The following is a 19,109-nucleotide window of genomic DNA, read 5'->3' on the forward strand; positions in this document are numbered from 1 at the left end:
CCTTGTGCCTCCAACATCGAGTGTCGGCAGAACCGATTGGTGTTGCTGTGCCCATCGGCACATGCCTGGGCATCATTCGTTTTTTATTGCTTTTTGCCGTCAGAGATTGGTCAATACTTCCTCGAAGGGGTAATTGGCCTTTAGTTTTCGCGGCTCCAATTCAACTACACGTCTTGCATTGCACGTTCCGATTGTGCGCGGCGGCACATCATCTATTACCCCTTGGGCCGCATCTTCGGGGGGGCACGCGGAATGCGCGCCACGCGACCTTGAGCACAATGGACCCGGTTCGACGCGACGCAGCGTCGGGCCATACGAGGGTGGCGTACCATTCTGGCTGGCCGGTGCTCGTGCAGCATCCCGGCAAGATACCGCGTCGCCCTCGTGTGGACGGATGGAAGCCTTGCCTTCAACGAGGAGAGTCCGATGTTCTTACAGTTCAAGCATGGCGGGCATGTTCTTTCGAAAGCCGGTGCCGAAGCGCACAGTCGCTTCGGCGTGCGGACGACCGAGCTCGCACCGGCCGCTACCGGCGAGGATTTCGACGAAGACAACCTGACGCCGTTTCGGTACCTGGTCGGGGTCGCCGGTCCGGAAGACTTGCTGCAAGTCGGCGAGGAGACGGTTAAGGCACTCGACGCGCTCGGCGTCGCCATGGTCGATCAGCCCGCCGACGCGAACAATCCCGATTCAGGCTTTCCCCCTATCTTCACCTACTGGAGCCAGTTCATTGACCACGAGCTGACCGCCCGGACCGACCGCACGACCGAGACCTCCGATATTACGGTGGACACGCCCGCGCTGAAGCCCGCCGACCGAAAAACAGTGGAGCGCGACCTGCTTAATCGGCGCACCCCAGCGCTCGAACTCGACTGCCTCTATGGTGACGGACCTCCCGGCCGCTACGGAGAGAAGTCACGCCGGGCAGCGGGCCGGAACCTGCGCTTAGCTCGGCGGCTGCGCGACGGAGCCAAGATGCGGATCGGCACCGCCGAGGTGGTACCTCCGGATGCGAATTCAGCCGGCCCGGTCCCGCCGCCATCCGACGACCTGCACCGCGACCTGCCGCGGATCGGCACGTTGCTCGAACTTGGCGTGGTCAGGGAGGACGACTTCCCGCAGGAACTAAGGGACAGCCCGACCTTTCGCCAGCGAGCCTTCATCGGCGACCCGCGCAACGACGAGAACCTGGTTGTCGCTCAGTTCCATACCGCACTGCTCCGCTTTCACAACGCGGTCGTCGATTGGCTTCGCTTCAAGGATCCTCGGCACGAAGTTCGCAGCCAGGATGAGTTGTTCGAGGACAGCCGCCGGATCGTCCGCTGGACCTTTCAGTGGCTTACCGTAAACGAGTTCCTGAAAACTCTGCTGCGGCCTGACGTGGTCGATAAGGTCTTACAGGAGCGCGCGCCGCTGTACCGCAAATGCTTCGGTTCGGTGCGCGAGCCATTTATGCCGGTTGAGTTCTCGGTGGCCTGCTATCGCTTTGGCCATTCGATGATCCGCGATAGCTACGACTATAATCGGAACTTTGGTCGCAAGCCAGATGACAGCCCTGGATTCATCATCCCCAGCGCGTCCCTCAGCTTGTTGTTCCTGTTTACCGGCAAATCGGCGACGCCGTTCGACCCCGCTCGGCAAGCGCCGCAGAAGACACTGCCGCACAATTGGATCATCGAGTGGGACCGGTTCGACGGCAGCAACCCGCACGACCAGTCGAACGTCGTGATCCCCGGCCAGAACGGCCAGCCAGACCGTAACGTCACCATCCCCGGGCGCTTCGCACGGAAGATCGATACCCACTTGGCGCCGACGCTTGGTGTGCTGCCGAACGAAGCCGCCGAGCCGGCGGAGGGGGCAAGCAATGAGGAAAAGAGGCTTGCCGAGCTTCTCAGGCACCTGGCACGGCGCAACCTGCGGCGCGGCTACCAGCTTGCCTTGCCGACCGGCCAAGCGATGGCGAAGGCGGTAGGTGTGACACCGCTGAGCGGCGAGGAACTAGGCAAGGATGCCAGCCCGGCGATGCTGCAGGCTATGCAGCAGGGTGGCTTCTTCGAACGCACGCCGCTCTGGTTCTACGTGCTCAAGGAGGCCGAGGTACGCGAAGGCGGGCAGCGCCTCGGCGAGGTCGGCAGCCGTATCGTTGCAGAAACAATACTCGGCGTGCTGCTGGCAGATCCAGAATCCTATCTCGGCGGCAACCGTGACTGGGACCCGTCCAAGTCAACGCCGGGTGCCGGCGGGCCGCTGAAGTTGCCCGATGGGCGGACGATCAAGACGATCCACGACCTACTCCAGTTCGCGGGAGTGGCAGTCTGAAGGTCATAGCCTGATGCAGCGGCCCTGGTGCCCAGACGCATCGGGGCCGCTCGGATGGCGGGCGGCCTTGGGCCACAGCTGCGGGTGACTCGGTCTCCAAGGCGGTGTGCCGCGGCAGCTTGGGACGCCGCCCTCTCCTGTGCGAGGACCACGCTTGGCTCGGGCACACAGCGGAGCGCGGAGCGTGCGCCGTGTTTGACCTTCCGCACAGCGTTGCCTATGCGGATGGCCTAGAACAGCGGCGGGCGACCCGTGGAGCGCCCGATCGCCTTGCCGTTGTCACCAGAGCGTGAAGCGGCGGTATTCCTCGGCAGCGCGTCCGACCGGGTTCCGAAGCGGCGGGAACCGTATTCGGCCATCCAGGCCCCCGCCTCAATCGTCAATCGGGCGCCAGCAGCCCGGCCAGTCCGCAATTGCGGTGCCTGGCGGTGGCTGTGATGGGATGGGAGGCGGAGGCGGTGCGGCACCTGTCAGACGAGGCCCGCCCGTAAAGCCATGCCAATAAAGGTCTTTGAGGTCCGAGTGCGGATCGGCGGTCATTGCTGCTTCCAACGGACGGTATAACTTAAGGGTTGCATTAACACCGAAGATTTATTGGCGAAAAGAGAAAAGTCAACGCGGCCGTGTCCCCATGGTTTTTTAATCGTTGCCGTCAGGCTGATTGATAATCGGCAACGCTAACTTTCGGCTTTCGTCGTAGTCGGCCGATGCCGCAGGACAGGCCGGAAGAAGGCTCGGCAGGCACATGGCCTCAGAGCGCCTCTGCGACGTGGTAAAAGGTATAGCTGCCTTTCGCGCCCTGCTTGCCGGGGCCGACTTGGCGGACCCGCTCGGCGGCCTCGACCGCAATGCCTTGGCGCTTTTTCAGACTGGCGAAGAAGCCTCGGACCGTGTGGGTCTGCCAGCCGGTGGCGTCGGCGATCTGCGCCACCGTGGCGCCCTCCGGCCGGCGCAGCATAGCGAGCACTTGCTGCTGCTTGGTGCCCTCGCGCGGCTTGCGGAGGCCGGCAGGGCGGGGTGCCGGGTCGGGTTTCATCAGGAAGGCGCGGAGGGCGGCGATGGCGTCCGGCAGGGCCCCGCGCTCGCCGGCCTCGTCGTCCCAGGCAGCGAGGACGCGGTGGGAGGCGTCGCGCAGACTTGGGCGGGTGGAAGGCGCCTGGACGACCTCAGTGCTGGTGGGCGGCACCGGAGCCTCCGGAGCAGCAGCAGGCGCCAGCGGCGCGCTACCGGGCGCCTGGGCCGCATCGGTGGGTTCGCCGTTGGCCGCCGCGCTCTCGGTGTCGGGCAGCGTCGCGGTATCCTCCGGCGCGGCGCCTATGGCCGCCATGCCCGCCTCGGTGATGCGCACCGTCGGCCGAGTGCCATCCTGCTGATGCCACCGCAAGCCAGCAAACTCTTCAGGCGCTTCGAACTCCTCGACGTAGCCCTGCTTGAGAAGGTTGTTCAGCACCGCGCGGCCGGCGGCGGTAGGCAGCTTGTCGGGCGGGGCGGCCAGCCGCAGCGGGTGCTGGGCGGCCTCGGCGAGGATGGGGCGGGCGGTGTCGGAAAGGGCCATGTTGGGGCTCCGGGGTGCGGCACCCGACCAACCAGGTGCTACTGCCCAGAGCCCCGCCGGATAGCCGATCGGAGCTGCGCGTCGGTGTCTACGGTGGCGCGTGACCCACGTTCGCTCTGCTTTGGTCACAAGCCAAGCGGACAGTCGGATCAACTTCTTGCCTTCAGTAAGGAAAGCCCGGCGACAGTGGGAAGAACATGCAGGCACAAAGCTCAAGAATATCGGGAACAGCAGCCCTCGTCCGCGATCCGCGGCCGCGTGGTCCGGCAGCCGCGCAGTCCGGACGGACACTGGCACAATTGTACGAAGCGTTGTAGCGATTTGCCAGCTGGCCGGCCCTAGGTCCGACCCTTACCCTTGCCCCGGTGTCTCCGGTCGCATGCCGGCCCGGTGAGGCGACAAAAGGCCGGCATCGACGCGCCTAAGCAGGGCAAGCGTCGCCAGAACCGCCCCGCCGGACAGGGCCGCGGCAATGCCGAACAGAGTCGAATATCCCAGCGCGTCGGCGATGCGGCCCGACACCAGCGAGCCGACGAGATAGACGATGAGCTGCGCGCAGGCGAGCGTGGTGAAGTCGGTCCCCGGCTGGTCCGACGAGGTCACCGACATGAAGAGACTGTAGAGAGCGACAATTTCCATGTAGCGGATCAGCGTCTGGAAGGCGGCCGCACCGTACAACGGCCAGTATCCGAACAGGATGCCGGCGGCATGCAGGGTGAACAGCAGGAAACAAAGGGTCCGCAGGCCGCCGAGCAGGCCGAGCGTGGATGACAGTCCGGCACGCCGGACCAGCCACGCGGCCAGCGCCGAGCCTGCAACGCCCGCCGTCGCGGCCGAGGCGCCGGAGATGAAGCCGATCATGTCGAGCGGAACGCCCGCATCCACTAGGTAAGGTCCCTCCATCGCCTTCACCAAGCCTTCGCTGGCACGGTAGGTGAGCGCCACCCACAGGATCCCACGCGCCTCCGGCCGGCGCAGGAAGGTTCGCAAGGAGGGGCGAGTGGCTGCGACCACGGACGGCCCTTCGCGCATTCCAAACGCCGCCATCAAAGGCAGGAGGGAGATGGCGGCGATGGTCAGCAGCATGGTCTGCCAGCCGAAGCGGTGGTATAATACCAGGCCTAGCGTTCCACCGACGAGGACGCCGAAAGCGATCGATCCTCCCTGGATCGCATTGCCCAAGGCACGGTCCTCCGGCGCCAGGTACTTCGCGGCATAGCCGTCGGTGGCGATATCTTGGGTGGAAACGAAAAGTGCCGCGGTGAAGCCGATCCCCAGCACGGCGGTCACCTCGCTTGGCGATACGGCCGTCAGGGCGAGGATACATCCGACCACGCCAAGCTGTGTCAGCACCACCCAGCCGGCGCGGTGCGCGCGGGCAAATGGTCTGACGCGGTCCACCCAGGGTGCCCAAAGGAACTTCAACACCAGCGGCAGGAACAGGATGCTGAAATACCCGATGGCGGAGCGGGAGACGCCCGCCTCCCGCATGATTGGTGGAACGGCGGCGGCCAGCAGGTAGCTCGGGATCGCCTGCGCGACATAGAGGCCGGCGAGCACGGCGAAGAGCCGAAGGCGCGGGCGCTTCGCCTCGTTGGCGGCGCTCATGGACGTACCGGCAGATGGCCGGCAAGAAAGCTCCGCCCGTCCGCCTCGGTCTCCTGAACGGCAACGGGGAAGGCCCAAAGCCTGCTGAACACCGCCGCCGACCCGCCGGGATCGCCAGGCCGCACGATGGCGAGGGCTCGGCAGCGCTGCTCCAGCTGGCGGCGCGTCGCCTTGAACCACAAGGCCTGGGCGCGTTCCCCAGCCGGCGAGAGCCGGCCGCGGCCACCGAAAATGGCGAGCAGGACGAAGGGCTGTTCGCGCACGCCGATTGCCTTGAGCGCCGCAAGGTATGCGGGTTCGTCATCCTCCGCATAAGGCGGTCCGAAGCGAAGGGTCAGGATGCCGGCAGGTTCGGCTTCCAGGTGCACCATCGAGGCCTCCGCGCTCAAAACGTCTTTCGGTATCCGAAGGTCATGGTGCGGCCGAAGGCCTCGACCGGCAGGTTGCGGACCGAGGTGGCGGTCGGATTCTGATATCCGGTGTCAAAGAGGTTCTCGACCGAGGCATAGGCTTGGCCGCCCAGCACCGGCGTGCTGACCGCCAAATTCATCGTCCCGCCATCCTCGATCTTGTAGCGCGTACCGCTGCGGTCGATGCGCTGGTTGCGGCCGGTGAATCCCACCAGTTCGGCCCGCAGCATGGTTCCTTCCTCGAACTGCCAAATGCCGGAAAGGACCGCGCGGAACGGCGTGGCGATCCGGTTATTCGGTAGGAAGCTGTCGAGGTGCCCGTCGCCGTTCGTGTCGTAGCGGCCCTCGCGGTAAGCGAGCAGTCCGGCCAGAGTGAAGCGTTGGCTGAGCTTGACGTCGCCATTCACCTCCGCGCCCCAGATCATCTCCTTCTGCTGGCTGATCCGGTTGGTCAGCGGGTCGAAGGTGACGCCCTGGTCCGAGGTGCTGATGAAGCCGACCAGACCGGCATTGACGTCCTCGCCGCGGCGTCGCACGCCGAGCTCGTAGCTGTTCACCACTTGTGCTTCCGGGCCGATGTTGGTGTAGCCGACGCTGGCACCGGCTGGCAGGCAGTTGGGCCGCGCCACCGGGCAGGCGAAGGCGGTGGAAAGCCCGGCCCGGCGGGTAAAGGAGCCGACATCCGGCAAGGCGAAACCTTGGGAGAAGCCGCCGTAAAGCTCCGCCCGATCCGTCAGGCGGAAGGTAGCACCGGCATTCCCGGTGATAGCGTCATAGCTGAAGTTCCCGCCACTGACGCGAAGCGGCGGCAGAACGAACGGGTTGAAGCCGGCGGCATTGCGCGCCGCAACCCCGGTATAGGCCGCGGGCCGGACGAAGTCGTCGACCGAAAGCGCGAAGTGCTCGTAGCGCAACCCGCCACGCAGGGTCAGCCGGGGTCCGACCGGCACCTGCAGGAGACCAAATCCGGCGAGCGTCGTTTGCTCGAGCGGTGTGAAGACATTCTCGCCCGAGAGCAGCTCCTGCCGCGTCCTCTCGTGGATCACGTCGCCACCCCAGGTGAGGCGTGCCCCGCCGAGCAGGCGGTCGAGCGACGTGTCGACGGTGAGGTTGACGCCGTAGCGGGTGGAATAGAGCGTCGTCTGGTTCGCCGCGCTTGTCGGCGCCGCGGGGTTGCCAGAGTAGTAGACCACGCTGTTGTAGGGATAGGAGAACTGGGTGAAGTTGAAGCGCTTCTCGATATCGTTGTAGTAGGCAACGACGGACAGGTTGCCGAGCGCGAAGTCCGTGTCGGTGTAGCGGGCCGAGAAGGACTGCGAGGATTCGCGGACGCTGCGGCCCGGATAGGGCGTGTTGAAGTCAGGCCTTGCCCGGGGCGGCGAGTAGAGGGTCAGGAAGTCCGGGTCCTGCGACAGCCTGATCACCGTGGCGGAGACCTCGAAGCGGCGGGCGGCATCGATATCGTAGCCGAACTTCGCCAGCAGATTGCCGCTGTCCGTGCGGTCTGCCCCACCCTGCCCGAGGAGGGCGTCGGAAGGGAGCTCGCGACCGCGACCGTCATAGGTCCGGCCGGTATGGCGCAGGCTGCCATTCAGCACATAGTCCAGGCCGCCCTGCGTGCGCCCGGTCACGCCCAGCGACAGCTCCGGCGCCAGCGAGCGTCCCGGATTGGTGGTGAAGGCGCGGAGCGCTGTGTTCAAGGTGACCTGCGGCGGCCCCTCGGTCGGACGTCGGGTGATTATGTTGATGGTGCCACCCGTAGCGCCCGCACCGTAAAGACTCGAAGCTCCGGCCACGGTCTCGATTCGCTCGACCGCGTTGAGGTCCAGCAGGGCCAAGATGCGCGAGACGTCGCGCAGCGGCGTGTTGAGCGGCACGCCGTCGAGCAGCACCAGCGCATCGCGGCCGCGGAAATTCTCCGAGGCACCAGAGATGGTCTGGTTGCTGGGCGAGTACCCTGGCACCAAACGCGCGACGGCGTCCGACGGGCTGGGGCTGAGGATCAACTGGCGTTCGATCTCGTCACGGTCGATGACCTGCACCGTTTGCGGCACGTCCTCGATCGGCCGAGGAGCACGGGTGCCGGTGACGGTCATCTCCGGCAAGGTAAGCGTGGTGCCCTCGGCCGGCGCTACATTGCCGCCCTGCGCCAAGGCGCGAGGTGGCGCGGTCAGCGTGGCGGCAAGGGCGAAGCCAATGAGGGGCAGGCGCGCGCGCCAGCTAGGTCTCAGCATGGTCTGGGTCACTCGTCGGCAAGCGGTATTACCGCGACTGCACAGGGCGCGCGGCGAGGCAGCGCCGCGACCTTCGTCGCGGCGCGCTTGGCGGAAGGTCAGACGATGTCGAAAATGCTCGCCCCGGAGCCAGTCAGGGCAGCGAGCGTGAGCCCGCTGAACAGCACGGCATTGCCAGCCCCGAGGTCGAGGACCACGCCTGCCGTCGTATCCGAGAGACGCGCCAGCACGTCATCGGCGCTGTCGATGTCCGTGCCATTGATGCCTGTAGCAATCTGCAGCACGTCCTCCCCGGGGGTGAAGCCGGAGATGGCATCCTGACCGTCGCCACCGGTGAACACGAAGCGATCGAGCCCGGCGCCGCCGCTGAGGATGTCGTTGCCGGTGCCGCCGATCAGCACGTCATTGCCATTGCTACCGAACAGCTGGTCGTCGCCGCCCTGAGTGACGATGAGATCGTTGCCGTCGCCGCCGAACACCACCTCGATGCCGTCACCGCCGAGGATGGCGTCGTTACCTTCGCCACCATAGAGGCCGTTATTGCCTTCGGTGTCGAAGATCATGTCGTTGCCAGCGCCGCCGAACAGGTTGTCGTTTCCCGTCCCGCCATACACCAGGTCGTTGCCGTCGCCGGCTTCGACCCAATCTTCGCCGGCACCCGCGGCGATCAGGTCGTTGCCGGCGCCAGCAGCGATCAAGTCCGGGCCGCCTTCGGTAAAGATCTGGTCGTCGCCGTCGCCGCCGAACACGATGTCGGCTCCGCCGCCACCGCGCAGCACGTCATCGCCGGCACCGCCATAGGCGATGCCGGGCGAGACGATCTGGAAGACGTCGTCGCCGTCGCTGCCCGTCAGGGCGGACCCGCGCTCCAGCACAGGAAAGCTGAAATCAGGCACTCGAGATTCCTCCTTGCAAGCTCACCGCAGCGCGGGCGGACCTTCGCTCGACCGCGTCATATGCAATTGCGACTCATTCGCAAATGGAGCAAGCTTCATTATGTTCACTGTGACGTGACCACTCGATGAGGGAGGCTTCGGTCCCTAACGGGAAGACTTCGCGCCCCAGCGCGTCGTTAAGAATGGTCGCGCTTCGCCAAGCCAGCAGCGCAAGTTGCGGGTCAGCGACACCATGTGACACGCGGCCGGCGTTCTGCAGGTATATGCGGTTCGCTGCCGGGCCGTCCCAGCTGATCGCATAGCATCGCCCAAGCATTGGTGTTCCTGTCACTGCATCCCAAGCAATTCCGAGCGCCTCGAGGCAGGGCGGCAGGGCAACTCGGTAGCCGGTGGCAGCAATCACCAGATCGGCGACGATGCGCTGTCCGGCGCCAGTATCAGCCGAGCGAAGTTCGATGCCGAGCGCGCCCCGCCATGACGTACAGCCGACGACGCTGTGCCCCGGCAGCAGTCTTGGCACAGGCGGCACCTTTTCGAGGAAGCGCAGCCGGTACACCTCGGCATAAAGCTCGCGCAAGGTCGACGGTGAGATGCCGTCGCTCATCATGCGCTGCTCTTGCAGAAGCGTGACGCGCCGGTCGGCCGGCAACTCAAAAAAATGCTTCACGTAAGCCGGGGTGAAATGCTCGTTCGAGAAATGCGTCTCGTCGAGTGGCAGGAAGTTGGAGCGACGGCTTACCCAGGCGATGCTGGCTGGCGGCTTGGCCGACCGCAGCAGATGAAGCACGATCTCAGCACCTGACTGACCACCTCCAATGACGACGACATGTCGCCCGACGATTGCCGGCATGCGCTCGAGGAATTCGGCGGCGTGCAGGCAGCCCTGGCCAAGATGCGGCTCCAGGCAGGCCGGAAAGGCCGGTTCGTGACCAAGGCCGAGCACGAGGTGTTGCGTGCGGACGCGTTCGCACCCGACCTGCGCGGTGAAGGCGCCGGCCTCGAAGGCGAGGTCCCTCAGCGGGCTGTCCCAGTGCAGCGTAGGAAGTTGCCCCGCAACCCAACCCAGATAATCGGCGAACTCCGTGCGGGACACGGTCTCGAACCCCGCATTGACGAAGGCGAACAGCCGCTGGCGCGCGGCAAGGTAGGAGAGAAAGCCGAAACGCGACGTAGGTGCGACCGGCGTGACCAGGTCTTTGATCCAGGAGCATTGAAGTCGCGCGCCGGGCAGCATCATGCCGCGGTGCCAAGAGAAGCCCGCCTTGCGATCGAAAAAGCGCGTGCGCTCGGCCTTCCCCGCCTCCTCGCAGAGTGCGGCAAGGCTGAGGTTGGCGGGGCCGATGCCGATGCCGGCAAGCTCAAGCACGCCCGTCACCGCGGGGCGCCGGTCTCGGCGAGGTGCAACGGATTCAGTAATGGCGTGCCCAGCGCAGGCAATGGCCGAGATGCAGTATCGCCATATCCGACAGCCAGCCGGACCTTGTTAATGCAGACCTTCGGTAGCGCCGGCGCGAAAAGCTCATAGCGTGCATAGTCGGCCGGCGGCAGGCCGGCTTCGCGCTGGTAGGCGCGCAGCACCCGCGCCAGGATCCGATAAAACTGCATCTCCGGCAGGGTGCCCGCTGCCGCCAGCCCATCCGACAGGAACCGGAGCGTGGTCACGAAATGAGCTGTCTGGATGTTGTGGACCACGACCTCGGCGCGCTTGCGCGGCAGCAGCGCGGCGACGGCTCCGGGCAGGCCGGCGGCCTCGGCCTGACCGGTATCGGCGAGATCGAAGTCGCCTTGAAAGTCCTTCAGTGCCATGGCGACCGGCAGCCCGTGCCGCAGCAGCAGCACGATGTTCTGGCCGTGCGCGATCGGGCAGCAGCCATAGCGGCAGAGCAGGTGGTGCAACGGCACGACGGTCAGGTCGAACAGCCGCTCCAGCCAGGCCTCGATGCCGAGCCCGGCCTGTTTCGCCATGGTGAGGGCCAGCGGCCGCCCCGTTGCGTCGCGTTCGTGCAACGTGGCGTAAAGCGCCGGCGTCTCGCCGCTCGCCGCATGCGCCTCGGCGCTCTCGCGCAACACGGCGCCGAGGTGTTCGCAGAAGTGGTAGGGCGCCTCGGGCAGTGCCGCATAGGCGGGATGCGCATAGTGCGCCCCGGCCAACTCCCGCAAGACCGTGACGCGCCGGCGGCGCAACACCGGATCAGCCGCGATGACTCCCGCCAGCCACCCCGACAGCACCTGCCCAGCAGCGATGGTCGCGCCACCAAGGCCGCGATAGGCCGAGGTGTTGAGGATCGAAAGCGCCAACTTCACGTCTGCCCGGCCGCGCCGCGACACATTCGTCAACGTTCGGATTGACTGCTGCGGCCGATAGAGGTCCCCGAAGCTGTCGATCGGCACAATACGACCGGCGGCGATCTCGCCGGAGAATTCGGGCAGCACGACATTGTCCCATTGCCAGGGATGCACCGGCACGTGCAGCGCGTGCTCTGGCGCAATGCCGCTACGGGCGACTGCCGCGTCGAAGGCGCCACGCTCCCCGGGAGGGATGCATTCGCTCGGGAAGTCGGCGTTATCGACGGCGGCCCAGGTCGCGTGCCGCGCGTCGAGCACCACCCAGACTAGCTGGAACGGCTCGGCCCGTTCCGGTGCGAAGGCCGCGAGCGCCGCATCGCCCCAGCCGAGTCGCCCCTTGTTGGCGACCGCCTTGGGATGGCCCGAGAGCAGGCCCTGCGCTCGATCCGGTGGCAGCGCAACCCAATCGGCGGCGTCGAGGCCGCTGCAGCGAGCAAGGCGCAGGGCTTCGGCATGTTGGGTGCGGCCAAGCTCGCGCAGGAAGCCGGCAGTCGCCACTGCATCGCCGCCAAGCTCGGCGCGCGCATCAAGCACCCACTGCTGCGGGTCGGTCGCCTCCGTTTCCAGCGCACCGTCCATCCGCCGCAGGCTGTTGGGGTCGATGGCGAGGTTGCCCCAAATCCGCCGTGTCCCGGCAAAACGATAGCGCACGCCCGAGGCGAGCCGCAGGCATGCAGTGAAGCTTCCGTCAGGTTTCAACTGCACCTCTGGCAGCACTGCCTCCTCGTAGGCAAACTCGGAGATGGCTTTGGCCAGTAGGGCGCGACCTGCCTGCCGCCACGTTGCGGCATCGGGGATGCCGCTCATCGCATCACCCGGTCGAAGAACGGGTCGCGCCAGCAATGCATCAGCGCCGAGCGCTTGTGGGGGAAATCGAACTCCTTGACCTTGTCGTAGGCGAGCGCGTCGGCGTAGCGAAGCAGCTTGGCATTATCGACGCGCGGCTCGCCTACCACCTTCTCGGTGCGCGGGTCCTCAAGGAACAGGAAGTGGGTGAGGCCACGCAACCAGGCCGCGGTCTTGGCCAGGCCGAGGTGCTGCCGTGCCCCGATGAGCCCATGCCAGCCACGGTCGTAGTTGTGGGCGTCGTAATACGGGCCGAGACGGTCCTCCTTTGCCCAGTAGATCTCGAAGTAGCCCGCCGGTTCGCCGTCGAAGCAGCCGATCAGCGGCCAGGCGTGCGGGTCCGCCTCCAGCCGTCGGAGATAGGCATGCAGCGATGCCTCGTCTTGCGCAAGCTCCCAGAAGTAAGCCACGCGCAACTCATTCATCCAGGCATGAAACAATGGTAGGTCTTTGTCTGCCGTGACCCGCCGAAAGGACATTCGCATGCCGAGCAGCGGATCGAAGCGGTCGTAGACCACACCCTGCGCGAGTGGCGGCCGCTCCGGATGGATCCGTCCGTCCGGCAGGTGGCGGGGCAGCCATGGATGCGGCACAGGGCGCGGATCCTGATGCCATAGCAACGGCACCTGGAGCAGCTGCCGGCGCCGGATCATTGGTGCCTGCGTTTCGGCGACCAGCCCATGCGCAAGGGCCGTCTCAAGGATCTCCGGCGACGTTCCGGGCCCGAGCGAGACTTCGGCACGCTCGAGATCCGCATCGAACAATGCGGCAGCCGCAGCGGCGAGGGCCTGGGCGAGCGGTCGCCCGCGACGGCCACCCATCGCCTGTACCTCGAGGCCTGCTGCGCCGAGTTCACCGTGCAAGATCTGATGCTCGCCCTGCCGGACAGCCAGGGTCACATCGGCAACCTTGACTTCAAGCGCCGGGTCCCTGCCCAGCATGTAGCGATGGCACGGCATCTCGGTGTCGGTGGCCCGCCTGGCGGCGATCATGTGGACACCGGCGCGCAAAGGGGATTTGGCAGGTCGTGGTAGATCGCGCGCTGCTCGCGCGAGCCACGGTTCTCTATGACGTCGTCGAGGAAGGTCATGAAATTGCCTTTCGCCGCCAGTGCCGGGCTGTCCAGGATGTAGTCGAGGAAGGACGGGTCAGGTGGGCGATCGGCGCGCGCATGCTCGAACTTCGCCCGGAGCAGGCGGAACATCGCCGCTTCGTCCGCCAGGCCGTCGCGCGAGAGAGCGGCGACTAGGCCAAATAAGCCGTTGACTACGACGTAATAGCCGAGCAGCCGGTCGCCTACCGCATCCGGTACGACAGACTCCGACTGCTCCCCGATGCCTGGCACCGCGGCGACGAGCCGCGCGTGCGCGCTCTCAACATGGCCGGACCCTTGGCAATCGCGGATATAGGCCTGTACGGGCCAATTTTGGTGCAGCCGCAGGACCGCGTTCTGGCCATGTGCGCCGAACAGGAGTCCATGGTGGCAACGGAGCCGCGCCAGCGCCAGGGGCAGCAGCTCGGCAAATCGCTTGAGCCAGTCGAGGCCTGCCTCTCTCAGCGAAAGGCCGGCCGAGGCGGCCGCGGCGGCGATGATGCCGCTAAGCGGTGTTTGGCCGATTTTCGGATCGGTCTGGCAAAGCGTCGCCAGCATCGCCGCATCACGGGCAGCAGCGCCGCGAAAGGGGTTGTCCCGCAAGATGACCAGGCTATCGGGTAGCAATACCCCGTCATGCTGCAGACCGAGATGCGCTGGTTCTTCCAGGAAAGTCAGCCGCGGCGCGATGGCCGCAATCGATGGACCAATCACGCTTCGCAGCAGCCGACTGACATCCTTTCCGCGTTGCAGTTCCGCCGGGAACAGCGTGCGAACGGAGTTGGTGATCCGCGCACCGAGCGAGGTCTTCAGCATCCACGGTGCCTCGGCGCTGTAAAGGCTGCGAACCGAGGCGGTGGGGTGCCAAAGCGGGCCCGCTTCCGGCTCAGCCTGGAAACGCAGCATGCCGGCGCGTCGCAGCGCCTCGACCTCTGGCAGCGTGGCGAGGTGCCTTGCCTGCCAGGGATGCATGGGCAGCGCGAGCCAACCTGGCTCGAACGGGGCGCCGATATCTTGCAGCAGTGCCGCAGCAGGGCGACCTTCGACATCCTCCTGGACAAAGGCGCGCGGCCGTACCTGCGCCCAGTGTAGCCGGAAGCCGGGCGACAGGCCGGGCAGGAAGCGCTCGCGCTCGGGCCGCAACTCAGCGGCGGAACGCGGCGCGGGGTGGAGGAAGTGGCCGAGCAGTAGTGCTTGCTCCGCGCGGAGGAAATCAGCCGCCGCGGCCTCCGGCCCCCGATTGCCGGGAAGCGCCGCCTCGATCGTATCGGTACTCTCGAGCACGCGGTCGACGAAGCGGCGCACCGTAGGCGCCGGTAAGCGGCGCTCAATGCCCAGGGTCTCGGCCAGCACGGACACCGCAGTGGGCCAGCTGATAGGCCGCTCGACCCCGTCATCCCCGCAGAAGCGAACCGGCAACCGCAGCCCGTGGCGCCCAGCGCCTGAACGGTGCGTGACCGCGATACGCAGCACGCCGGAGAGTGACGTGACCGCAAATTCCAGGTCCCAGCCATCCCCAGCCGGCTGCAGCCGGCATCCCGACCATTCCCGCGCAAGGCTGTTGAGGAAGGCCTCGGCAGCGCCTTGCTCCGCAGGGGTATCGTCGGAAAGCGCAGTTGCGTCGCAGTTCATGGAATGCTTGTAATCGATCAGATGCGAATGAGAATGAGAATTATTCGCGATTACCCAGGCGTACGGAATGGCAGGACGAGCATTGCGGATGCCGAAAGCGGGATTGATCGTGGCGCTCGGGCTGGTGGCGGCCGCGCAAACAGCGCCGCTCGCCGCCCTGCCGCTGCTGCTGGAGGCACTTGACCTCGGCGCAAACGAGCTCGGTCTCGCCATAGGTACGGGACTGCTGACGACGATCGGACTGGCACCCCTGGCAGGCAGGCTAGCTGATGGCGCAGGGCATGCCCTGGCGGCGCGATGCGGGCTTGCCATTATCTGCGTCGCCTCCGGGCTGTTCTGCGGCTACACGGCTTTGGTGGCCGCCGGCGCCATGACGACGGAGCATGCCTTCGCCGTCACGTTGGCGATACGGATTGTGAACGGCGCCGGAGTTGCCGCCTTGCACCCGGCCGCCCAGGCCTGGCTTTGGGCGGGCGAGGCGCCCGCGGCGGGAACCCGCCTGCAGGGCAAGGCGAGTGCGGCCCAGAACGCGGGGCGGCTCTTCGGACCGCTGGCCGTGGCCCTGATCAGCGGCATGGGTGCGGTTGGGATTTTGGCGGTGCTGGTTGCGACCACCTGCCTCGCCCTGCTCTTCCTGGTCGTCCTGCGGGGCCCAGCGGCGGCAAGCACCGCAACCCCCTCGCCGCCGTTCGAAGCCGCATACGCCACGCCGCCAGGTGGCCCGGCCTGGCCGCTGCTTTTGGCCCTGCTGGCGTTGCACCTGCTCGGGGGCGGCGCGCAATACATCCTGGGGCCGTTGCTGCTGGCGAAGCTCGGCCTGGAGGTGGTCCAAGCCACGCGTTGGACCGGAGGGCTCATGACCATGGCGGCCACGGCAGCCATCGCCGGCAACCTGTCATCCCACCGTTTTGCCGAGCAATGGCGCCCCGCTGCCGGAGCGGGGCTGGCGATGATCGGCACGCTCATTCTTGCGCCTTTCGCAAATCTTTTCGTCGTCGCGGCCGGCATTTCGATGCTGGCAGCCGGGATCGGCATCGCCGTCCCATCCGCGATGGCTGCGTTGATGCAGGGGGCGCCAGCATCCTCGCGCGGACGGATTGCGAGCCGCACCGCGGCAATTCAGGCGACCGCCTATGCGGCCGCGGCACCGATGTGTGGAATCCTGGTCGCGGGCGCCCCGTCCCTCGCAGCCGCGTCACTCATATTGCCCGCGGTAGCGGCGCTGCTGCTGCTCATTGCCGCCCGGCGGCGGGAAGCCGGCCAGGGACCATAGCCTGCCAAGAGCCAACGCGACTGCTTCCACCTGGGCTTTCTGCCAGTCGCTATGGCATCCAATGACTCTTGCGTTACCTACCTGACCGGCAGACTCGGCCATGTTGTGGGACAGAGCAGCGAAGTGTCTGCGCGCACCGGAGAGGCATCGGCGGTAGAGCGATTCCGCAAATCTGCGATTGCGATGCATTCTCAATACGGCCTAGTTTGCTTAGGCGAAGAGACTAGGAGCACCCCATGGGCCGCGCCGCGCGCATCGCCCCGCGAAACCTGTACGGCTACCCAGACATGGTGGAAAAGCTGGAGTGGGCGGAAGCCGTGCTGCTCTGCGGCCTGCGCGAATGGGTCGGTGACCTGAGGCGGAACGCGGATCCGATGCCGCGGCTCCACGTGCGGATGACGCATGCCGGCGTCCCGCTGGCTGCGGCATCGCTCGACATGTTCCTGCGCATTGTTGCCCGCACTGCGGACCGACCACTGGGCATCGGCTGCCCACATTGCCCGTGGCTCGCCACAGATGAGCAGCAGCTGCTGCATATTGCATGGCTGGTCCAGGATCACCAAACCCGACTGGCGGGGGGGGTACTTCGCTCCGGCCTGTTATCCGAAATCGGCGCCGAGTTCGCCCTTGGGCCGTTGCGCGGCATGGGTGAATTGTTCCTCGCGGCTGGCCTCGCGTTCACCCCACGTCGGTTGGTTGGCCCTTCCAATGTCGTGGGCGCCGGCAGCATGTCCTGGCCGCCGACCTTGACCACCCGGCACTGAGGAGATGCCTATGATTCGACATCGCTCAATCGGTGTCGTCATCCTGACTGCGCTGATGGCGCGGGATCGGATGATGTGCGAGGACGCGAGCGTGCAGCAGGTGGATCGCTCCGGCGCAAATAACACCACGCCGCCATGGATCAATCAGCGCCCCAGCATTCGCCGATCGCAGGTCGGCCATCCGTTACCCGCCGGACCGCAACGTCAGGCCCTCGCTCACGGGCCCTCGGTGACGTGCGACGAGGTGCAGTCCGGCCATTGGGAGTAGTCGGATGGCGAGGTGCATGCATCGAGAGGATGTGGACCAAAGCCGAGGGGTAAATGAGCTTGAGCCAGAGGCGCTCTTCTGCATTGCGGTCCTCCGAACCTGGGTAGCGGAACGCCGCCCTGCTGGCGCGGCCTCGCTTGACTGGCGTGAAGTCTGCAGACAGGGGGAGTTGCCAGAGAACGCGGTGCAGGCATTTGACGCATTCTTTTCCGCCGTCCATCACGCGATGCAACGCCCGCTGGACATTCGATGTTGCCAGTGCCCGCAGCTTGGCGTTGACGAAGACGACCTACTTGTCTTGCTTCACGCTTTACAGCAAGGCGATGTCCTGAGTGCATTGGTCGTGCTGACGGATTGGCTCGTTAAGCCTGCCGTCATGCCGACCCTGCAGTTGGCCACCGGCTTGGCGGCGGCGGCACGCAGCTGCGGACTGTGCTTTCACTCGCACGCCGTGACGCGGGCGCATTCCGACACGAGAAGCAGTCGGGTCGAACGTGCGACACTCCATTGACCAGGCTGCGCTCTGCCCGATTTGATGCGGGCAGAGGCCATTGTCCAAGTGATGCGCTCACTTGCAGCCGGGCCGCCGCTTACGATCACGACCTGAACAGGTTGCTTGGCCGCCGCAAATGTAGCGCAACAGATCTACTGGCCCATATTGAAAGTGCAGGGTAGCTTGCACGACACCATGGCGAGGTGAGCGGTCTGGGTGCTTGGACTGGAGAGTACATTGGGGCCTGCCAATCAACCGATATTTGATGGTGGGTGGCTCTGGATGCTGTTGAAAAGCACGGGTCTTCCAACCCTTCCGGTGCTCGACGTGGCGTGGCTCTACGGCCAGACCTTCAGACTATTCTTTGACCGCCTCGCGGATCAGGAGGAGGCGAATGCAGTGGCGCGGCAGCTCGCCAGTGCGGCCGGCCAACTACGCTAAGGCAGCGCGGTGCCGCCAGGGGCACCTCGCACCGTCCCATGCCGACGGCCTGTGGCGGTTCCGGCGCAATATCCAGCGACGTGTCGGCGAGGCAAGGAGGGCAGATTCCTGACCTATCCGCGACGGTGCCATCCGACGATCAGGCCGTCCGCCCCAGAGAATTTCGTATCCCGGTTCCTATCGCTGCTCCAGTCGGTCTCCTCACAACCTATCTCTCCCGACCGGGGCGCCGCGCTGAGGCGCAGGTTTCCGGCCGTTTTCCGGTTCGACCTTGATGGTGCAAGGGCGGAACGAGGGCGAGTTTTCTCTCCGAAACGCCGGAGAGTCTCCAAACCTTGAGGGTTGGCCGATTTTGCCAACAAGGTCTAGGGCGTTGTTTTTCCTTGATCTTAATGCACCCCGGCTGGTCGGGATTCAGCGGAGCGATTGCTCCCCTGATGGGCGTCGCTGACGCTCTCCAAGGCCCCAAGCTCTACGTCCGCTCGCCCAGTAGGTGCAGCACCAATTCTCGGCGGTGCGGCTGCATGCGGTGCTCCCACAGGTAAATGCCCTGCCACGTCCCCAACACCGGCAGGCCCTCGGCAATCGGGATCGAGAGCTGGGTCTGCGTCAACGCAGCCCGGATATGGGCGGGCATATCGTCCGGCCCCTCCTCCGCATGCCGGTAGCGGCCGGCGCCACCATCTGGCACCAGGCGCGCCAGAAATGTCTCCAGGTCGGCCCGCACATCCGGCGAAGCGTTTTCCTGCACCAGCAGCGAGGCCGAGGTGTGCCGGCACCAGATGGTGAGCAAGCCGGTGCCGATCTCCCGGCGCTTCACCCAGTCGCAAACCTGATCGGTGATGGCGACGAGGCCTCGGCCGCGCGTCACGATCTCGATGCGGTGCATGTGCTGTTCCACACCAGTTCCCCCTCGGCCAACCGGTTTCAG

Annotated in this window: 15 protein-coding genes; 5 read left to right on the forward strand and 10 right to left on the reverse strand. The window is 66.0% G+C overall.

Translation table 11 applies throughout. The annotated features are described in order from the left end of the window. Window positions 1-426: 426 nt before the first annotated feature. A complete protein-coding gene (locus E2C06_RS20125; protein WP_133290408.1) occupies window positions 427-2,319 on the forward strand; it encodes a peroxidase family protein in 1,893 nt (630 codons plus the stop codon). 751 nt (window positions 2,320-3,070) lie between these two features. On the opposite strand, the gene E2C06_RS20130 is transcribed toward E2C06_RS20125, so the two are convergent. The 9 genes from E2C06_RS20130 to E2C06_RS20170 form a co-directional block, all read right to left on the reverse strand. Continuing rightward, the gene (locus E2C06_RS20130; RefSeq protein ID WP_206664607.1) at window positions 3,071-3,874 is read right to left on the reverse strand and encodes a DUF3489 domain-containing protein; all 804 of its coding nucleotides are present in this window, start codon (window positions 3,872-3,874) and stop codon (window positions 3,071-3,073) included. Window positions 3,875-4,225: 351 nt separating this feature from the next. Beyond that, window positions 4,226-5,434: an MFS transporter gene (locus E2C06_RS20135; protein ID WP_206664608.1), complete on the reverse strand. Its 1,209-nt coding sequence runs from the start codon at window positions 5,432-5,434 to the stop codon at window positions 4,226-4,228. A gap of 44 nt (window positions 5,435-5,478) precedes the next feature. Further along, the gene (locus E2C06_RS20140) at window positions 5,479-5,853 is read right to left on the reverse strand and encodes a hypothetical protein (protein ID WP_133290410.1); all 375 of its coding nucleotides are present in this window, start codon (window positions 5,851-5,853) and stop codon (window positions 5,479-5,481) included. 14 nt (window positions 5,854-5,867) lie between these two features. Beyond that, entirely contained in the window at window positions 5,868-8,126 is a 2,259-nt protein-coding gene (locus tag E2C06_RS20145) for a TonB-dependent receptor (RefSeq protein WP_133290411.1), read from the reverse strand. A gap of 98 nt (window positions 8,127-8,224) precedes the next feature. Further along, window positions 8,225-9,022 (reverse strand): calcium-binding protein, encoded by a 798-nt coding sequence (locus tag E2C06_RS20150; RefSeq protein WP_133290412.1) that lies wholly within the window; start codon window positions 9,020-9,022, stop codon window positions 8,225-8,227. A 73-nt stretch (window positions 9,023-9,095) separates the two neighbouring features. After that, window positions 9,096-10,388: a lysine N(6)-hydroxylase/L-ornithine N(5)-oxygenase family protein gene (locus E2C06_RS20155; protein WP_165982514.1), complete on the reverse strand. Its 1,293-nt coding sequence runs from the start codon at window positions 10,386-10,388 to the stop codon at window positions 9,096-9,098. A gap of 5 nt (window positions 10,389-10,393) precedes the next feature. Beyond that, entirely contained in the window at window positions 10,394-12,175 is a 1,782-nt protein-coding gene (locus tag E2C06_RS20160) for an IucA/IucC family protein (RefSeq protein ID WP_133290414.1), read from the reverse strand. Beyond that, the gene (locus E2C06_RS20165) at window positions 12,172-13,206 is read right to left on the reverse strand and encodes a GNAT family N-acetyltransferase (protein ID WP_133290415.1); all 1,035 of its coding nucleotides are present in this window, start codon (window positions 13,204-13,206) and stop codon (window positions 12,172-12,174) included. Before E2C06_RS20165 ends, E2C06_RS20160 begins: the two co-directional genes overlap by 4 nt. Continuing rightward, complete coding sequence (locus E2C06_RS20170; protein WP_165982515.1) at window positions 13,203-14,939, reverse strand: IucA/IucC family protein; 1,737 nt, start codon at window positions 14,937-14,939, stop codon at window positions 13,203-13,205. Before E2C06_RS20170 ends, E2C06_RS20165 begins: the two co-directional genes overlap by 4 nt. A gap of 109 nt (window positions 14,940-15,048) precedes the next feature. Here E2C06_RS20170 and E2C06_RS20175 point away from each other — a divergent pair, with 109 nt between their 5' ends. The 4 genes from E2C06_RS20175 to E2C06_RS20190 all read left to right on the forward strand — a co-directional run bounded on the left by E2C06_RS20175 (window position 15,049) and on the right by E2C06_RS20190 (window position 17,755). Next, window positions 15,049-16,212, forward strand: coding sequence for an MFS transporter (locus E2C06_RS20175; protein WP_165982516.1), 1,164 nt, complete (start codon window positions 15,049-15,051; stop codon window positions 16,210-16,212). A 236-nt stretch (window positions 16,213-16,448) separates the two neighbouring features. Continuing rightward, a complete protein-coding gene (locus tag E2C06_RS20180) occupies window positions 16,449-16,976 on the forward strand; it encodes a hypothetical protein (protein ID WP_133290418.1) in 528 nt (175 codons plus the stop codon). Window positions 16,977-16,986: 10 nt separating this feature from the next. Then, window positions 16,987-17,244 (forward strand): hypothetical protein, encoded by a 258-nt coding sequence (locus tag E2C06_RS20185; protein WP_133290419.1) that lies wholly within the window; start codon window positions 16,987-16,989, stop codon window positions 17,242-17,244. A 16-nt stretch (window positions 17,245-17,260) separates the two neighbouring features. Continuing rightward, window positions 17,261-17,755: a hypothetical protein gene (locus tag E2C06_RS20190; RefSeq protein ID WP_133290420.1), complete on the forward strand. Its 495-nt coding sequence runs from the start codon at window positions 17,261-17,263 to the stop codon at window positions 17,753-17,755. 895 nt (window positions 17,756-18,650) lie between these two features. Here E2C06_RS20190 and E2C06_RS20195 read toward each other — a convergent pair. Further along, complete coding sequence (locus E2C06_RS20195) at window positions 18,651-19,067, reverse strand: secondary thiamine-phosphate synthase enzyme YjbQ (RefSeq protein WP_370451454.1); 417 nt, start codon at window positions 19,065-19,067, stop codon at window positions 18,651-18,653. Between the last annotated feature and the right edge of the window lie 42 nt (window positions 19,068-19,109).

Origin of the sequence: Dankookia rubra (genome assembly GCF_004355005.1) — a bacterium.
Classification (GTDB): Bacteria; Pseudomonadota; Alphaproteobacteria; order Acetobacterales; family Acetobacteraceae; genus Paracraurococcus; species Paracraurococcus ruber_A.

Excerpts from the sequence above, each read along its gene's own strand:
- E2C06_RS20125 (WP_133290408.1), top strand. The coding sequence starts at position 427 with ATGTTCTTACAGTTCAAGCATGGCGGGCATGTTCTTTCGAAAGCCGGT.
- E2C06_RS20130 (WP_206664607.1), bottom strand. The coding sequence starts at position 3,874 with ATGGCCCTTTCCGACACCGCCCGCCCCATCCTCGCCGAGGCCGCCCAG.
- E2C06_RS20140 (WP_133290410.1), bottom strand. The coding sequence starts at position 5,853 with ATGGTGCACCTGGAAGCCGAACCTGCCGGCATCCTGACCCTTCGCTTC.
- E2C06_RS20145 (WP_133290411.1), bottom strand. The coding sequence starts at position 8,126 with ATGCTGAGACCTAGCTGGCGCGCGCGCCTGCCCCTCATTGGCTTCGCC.
- E2C06_RS20160 (WP_133290414.1), bottom strand. The coding sequence starts at position 12,175 with ATGAGCGGCATCCCCGATGCCGCAACGTGGCGGCAGGCAGGTCGCGCC.
- E2C06_RS20165 (WP_133290415.1), bottom strand. The coding sequence starts at position 13,206 with ATGATCGCCGCCAGGCGGGCCACCGACACCGAGATGCCGTGCCATCGC.
- E2C06_RS20170 (WP_165982515.1), bottom strand. The coding sequence starts at position 14,939 with ATGAACTGCGACGCAACTGCGCTTTCCGACGATACCCCTGCGGAGCAA.
- E2C06_RS20180 (WP_133290418.1), top strand. The coding sequence starts at position 16,449 with ATGGGCCGCGCCGCGCGCATCGCCCCGCGAAACCTGTACGGCTACCCA.
- E2C06_RS20185 (WP_133290419.1), top strand. The coding sequence starts at position 16,987 with ATGATTCGACATCGCTCAATCGGTGTCGTCATCCTGACTGCGCTGATG.
- E2C06_RS20190 (WP_133290420.1), top strand. The coding sequence starts at position 17,261 with ATGCATCGAGAGGATGTGGACCAAAGCCGAGGGGTAAATGAGCTTGAG.
- E2C06_RS20195 (WP_370451454.1), bottom strand. The coding sequence starts at position 19,067 with ATGCACCGCATCGAGATCGTGACGCGCGGCCGAGGCCTCGTCGCCATC.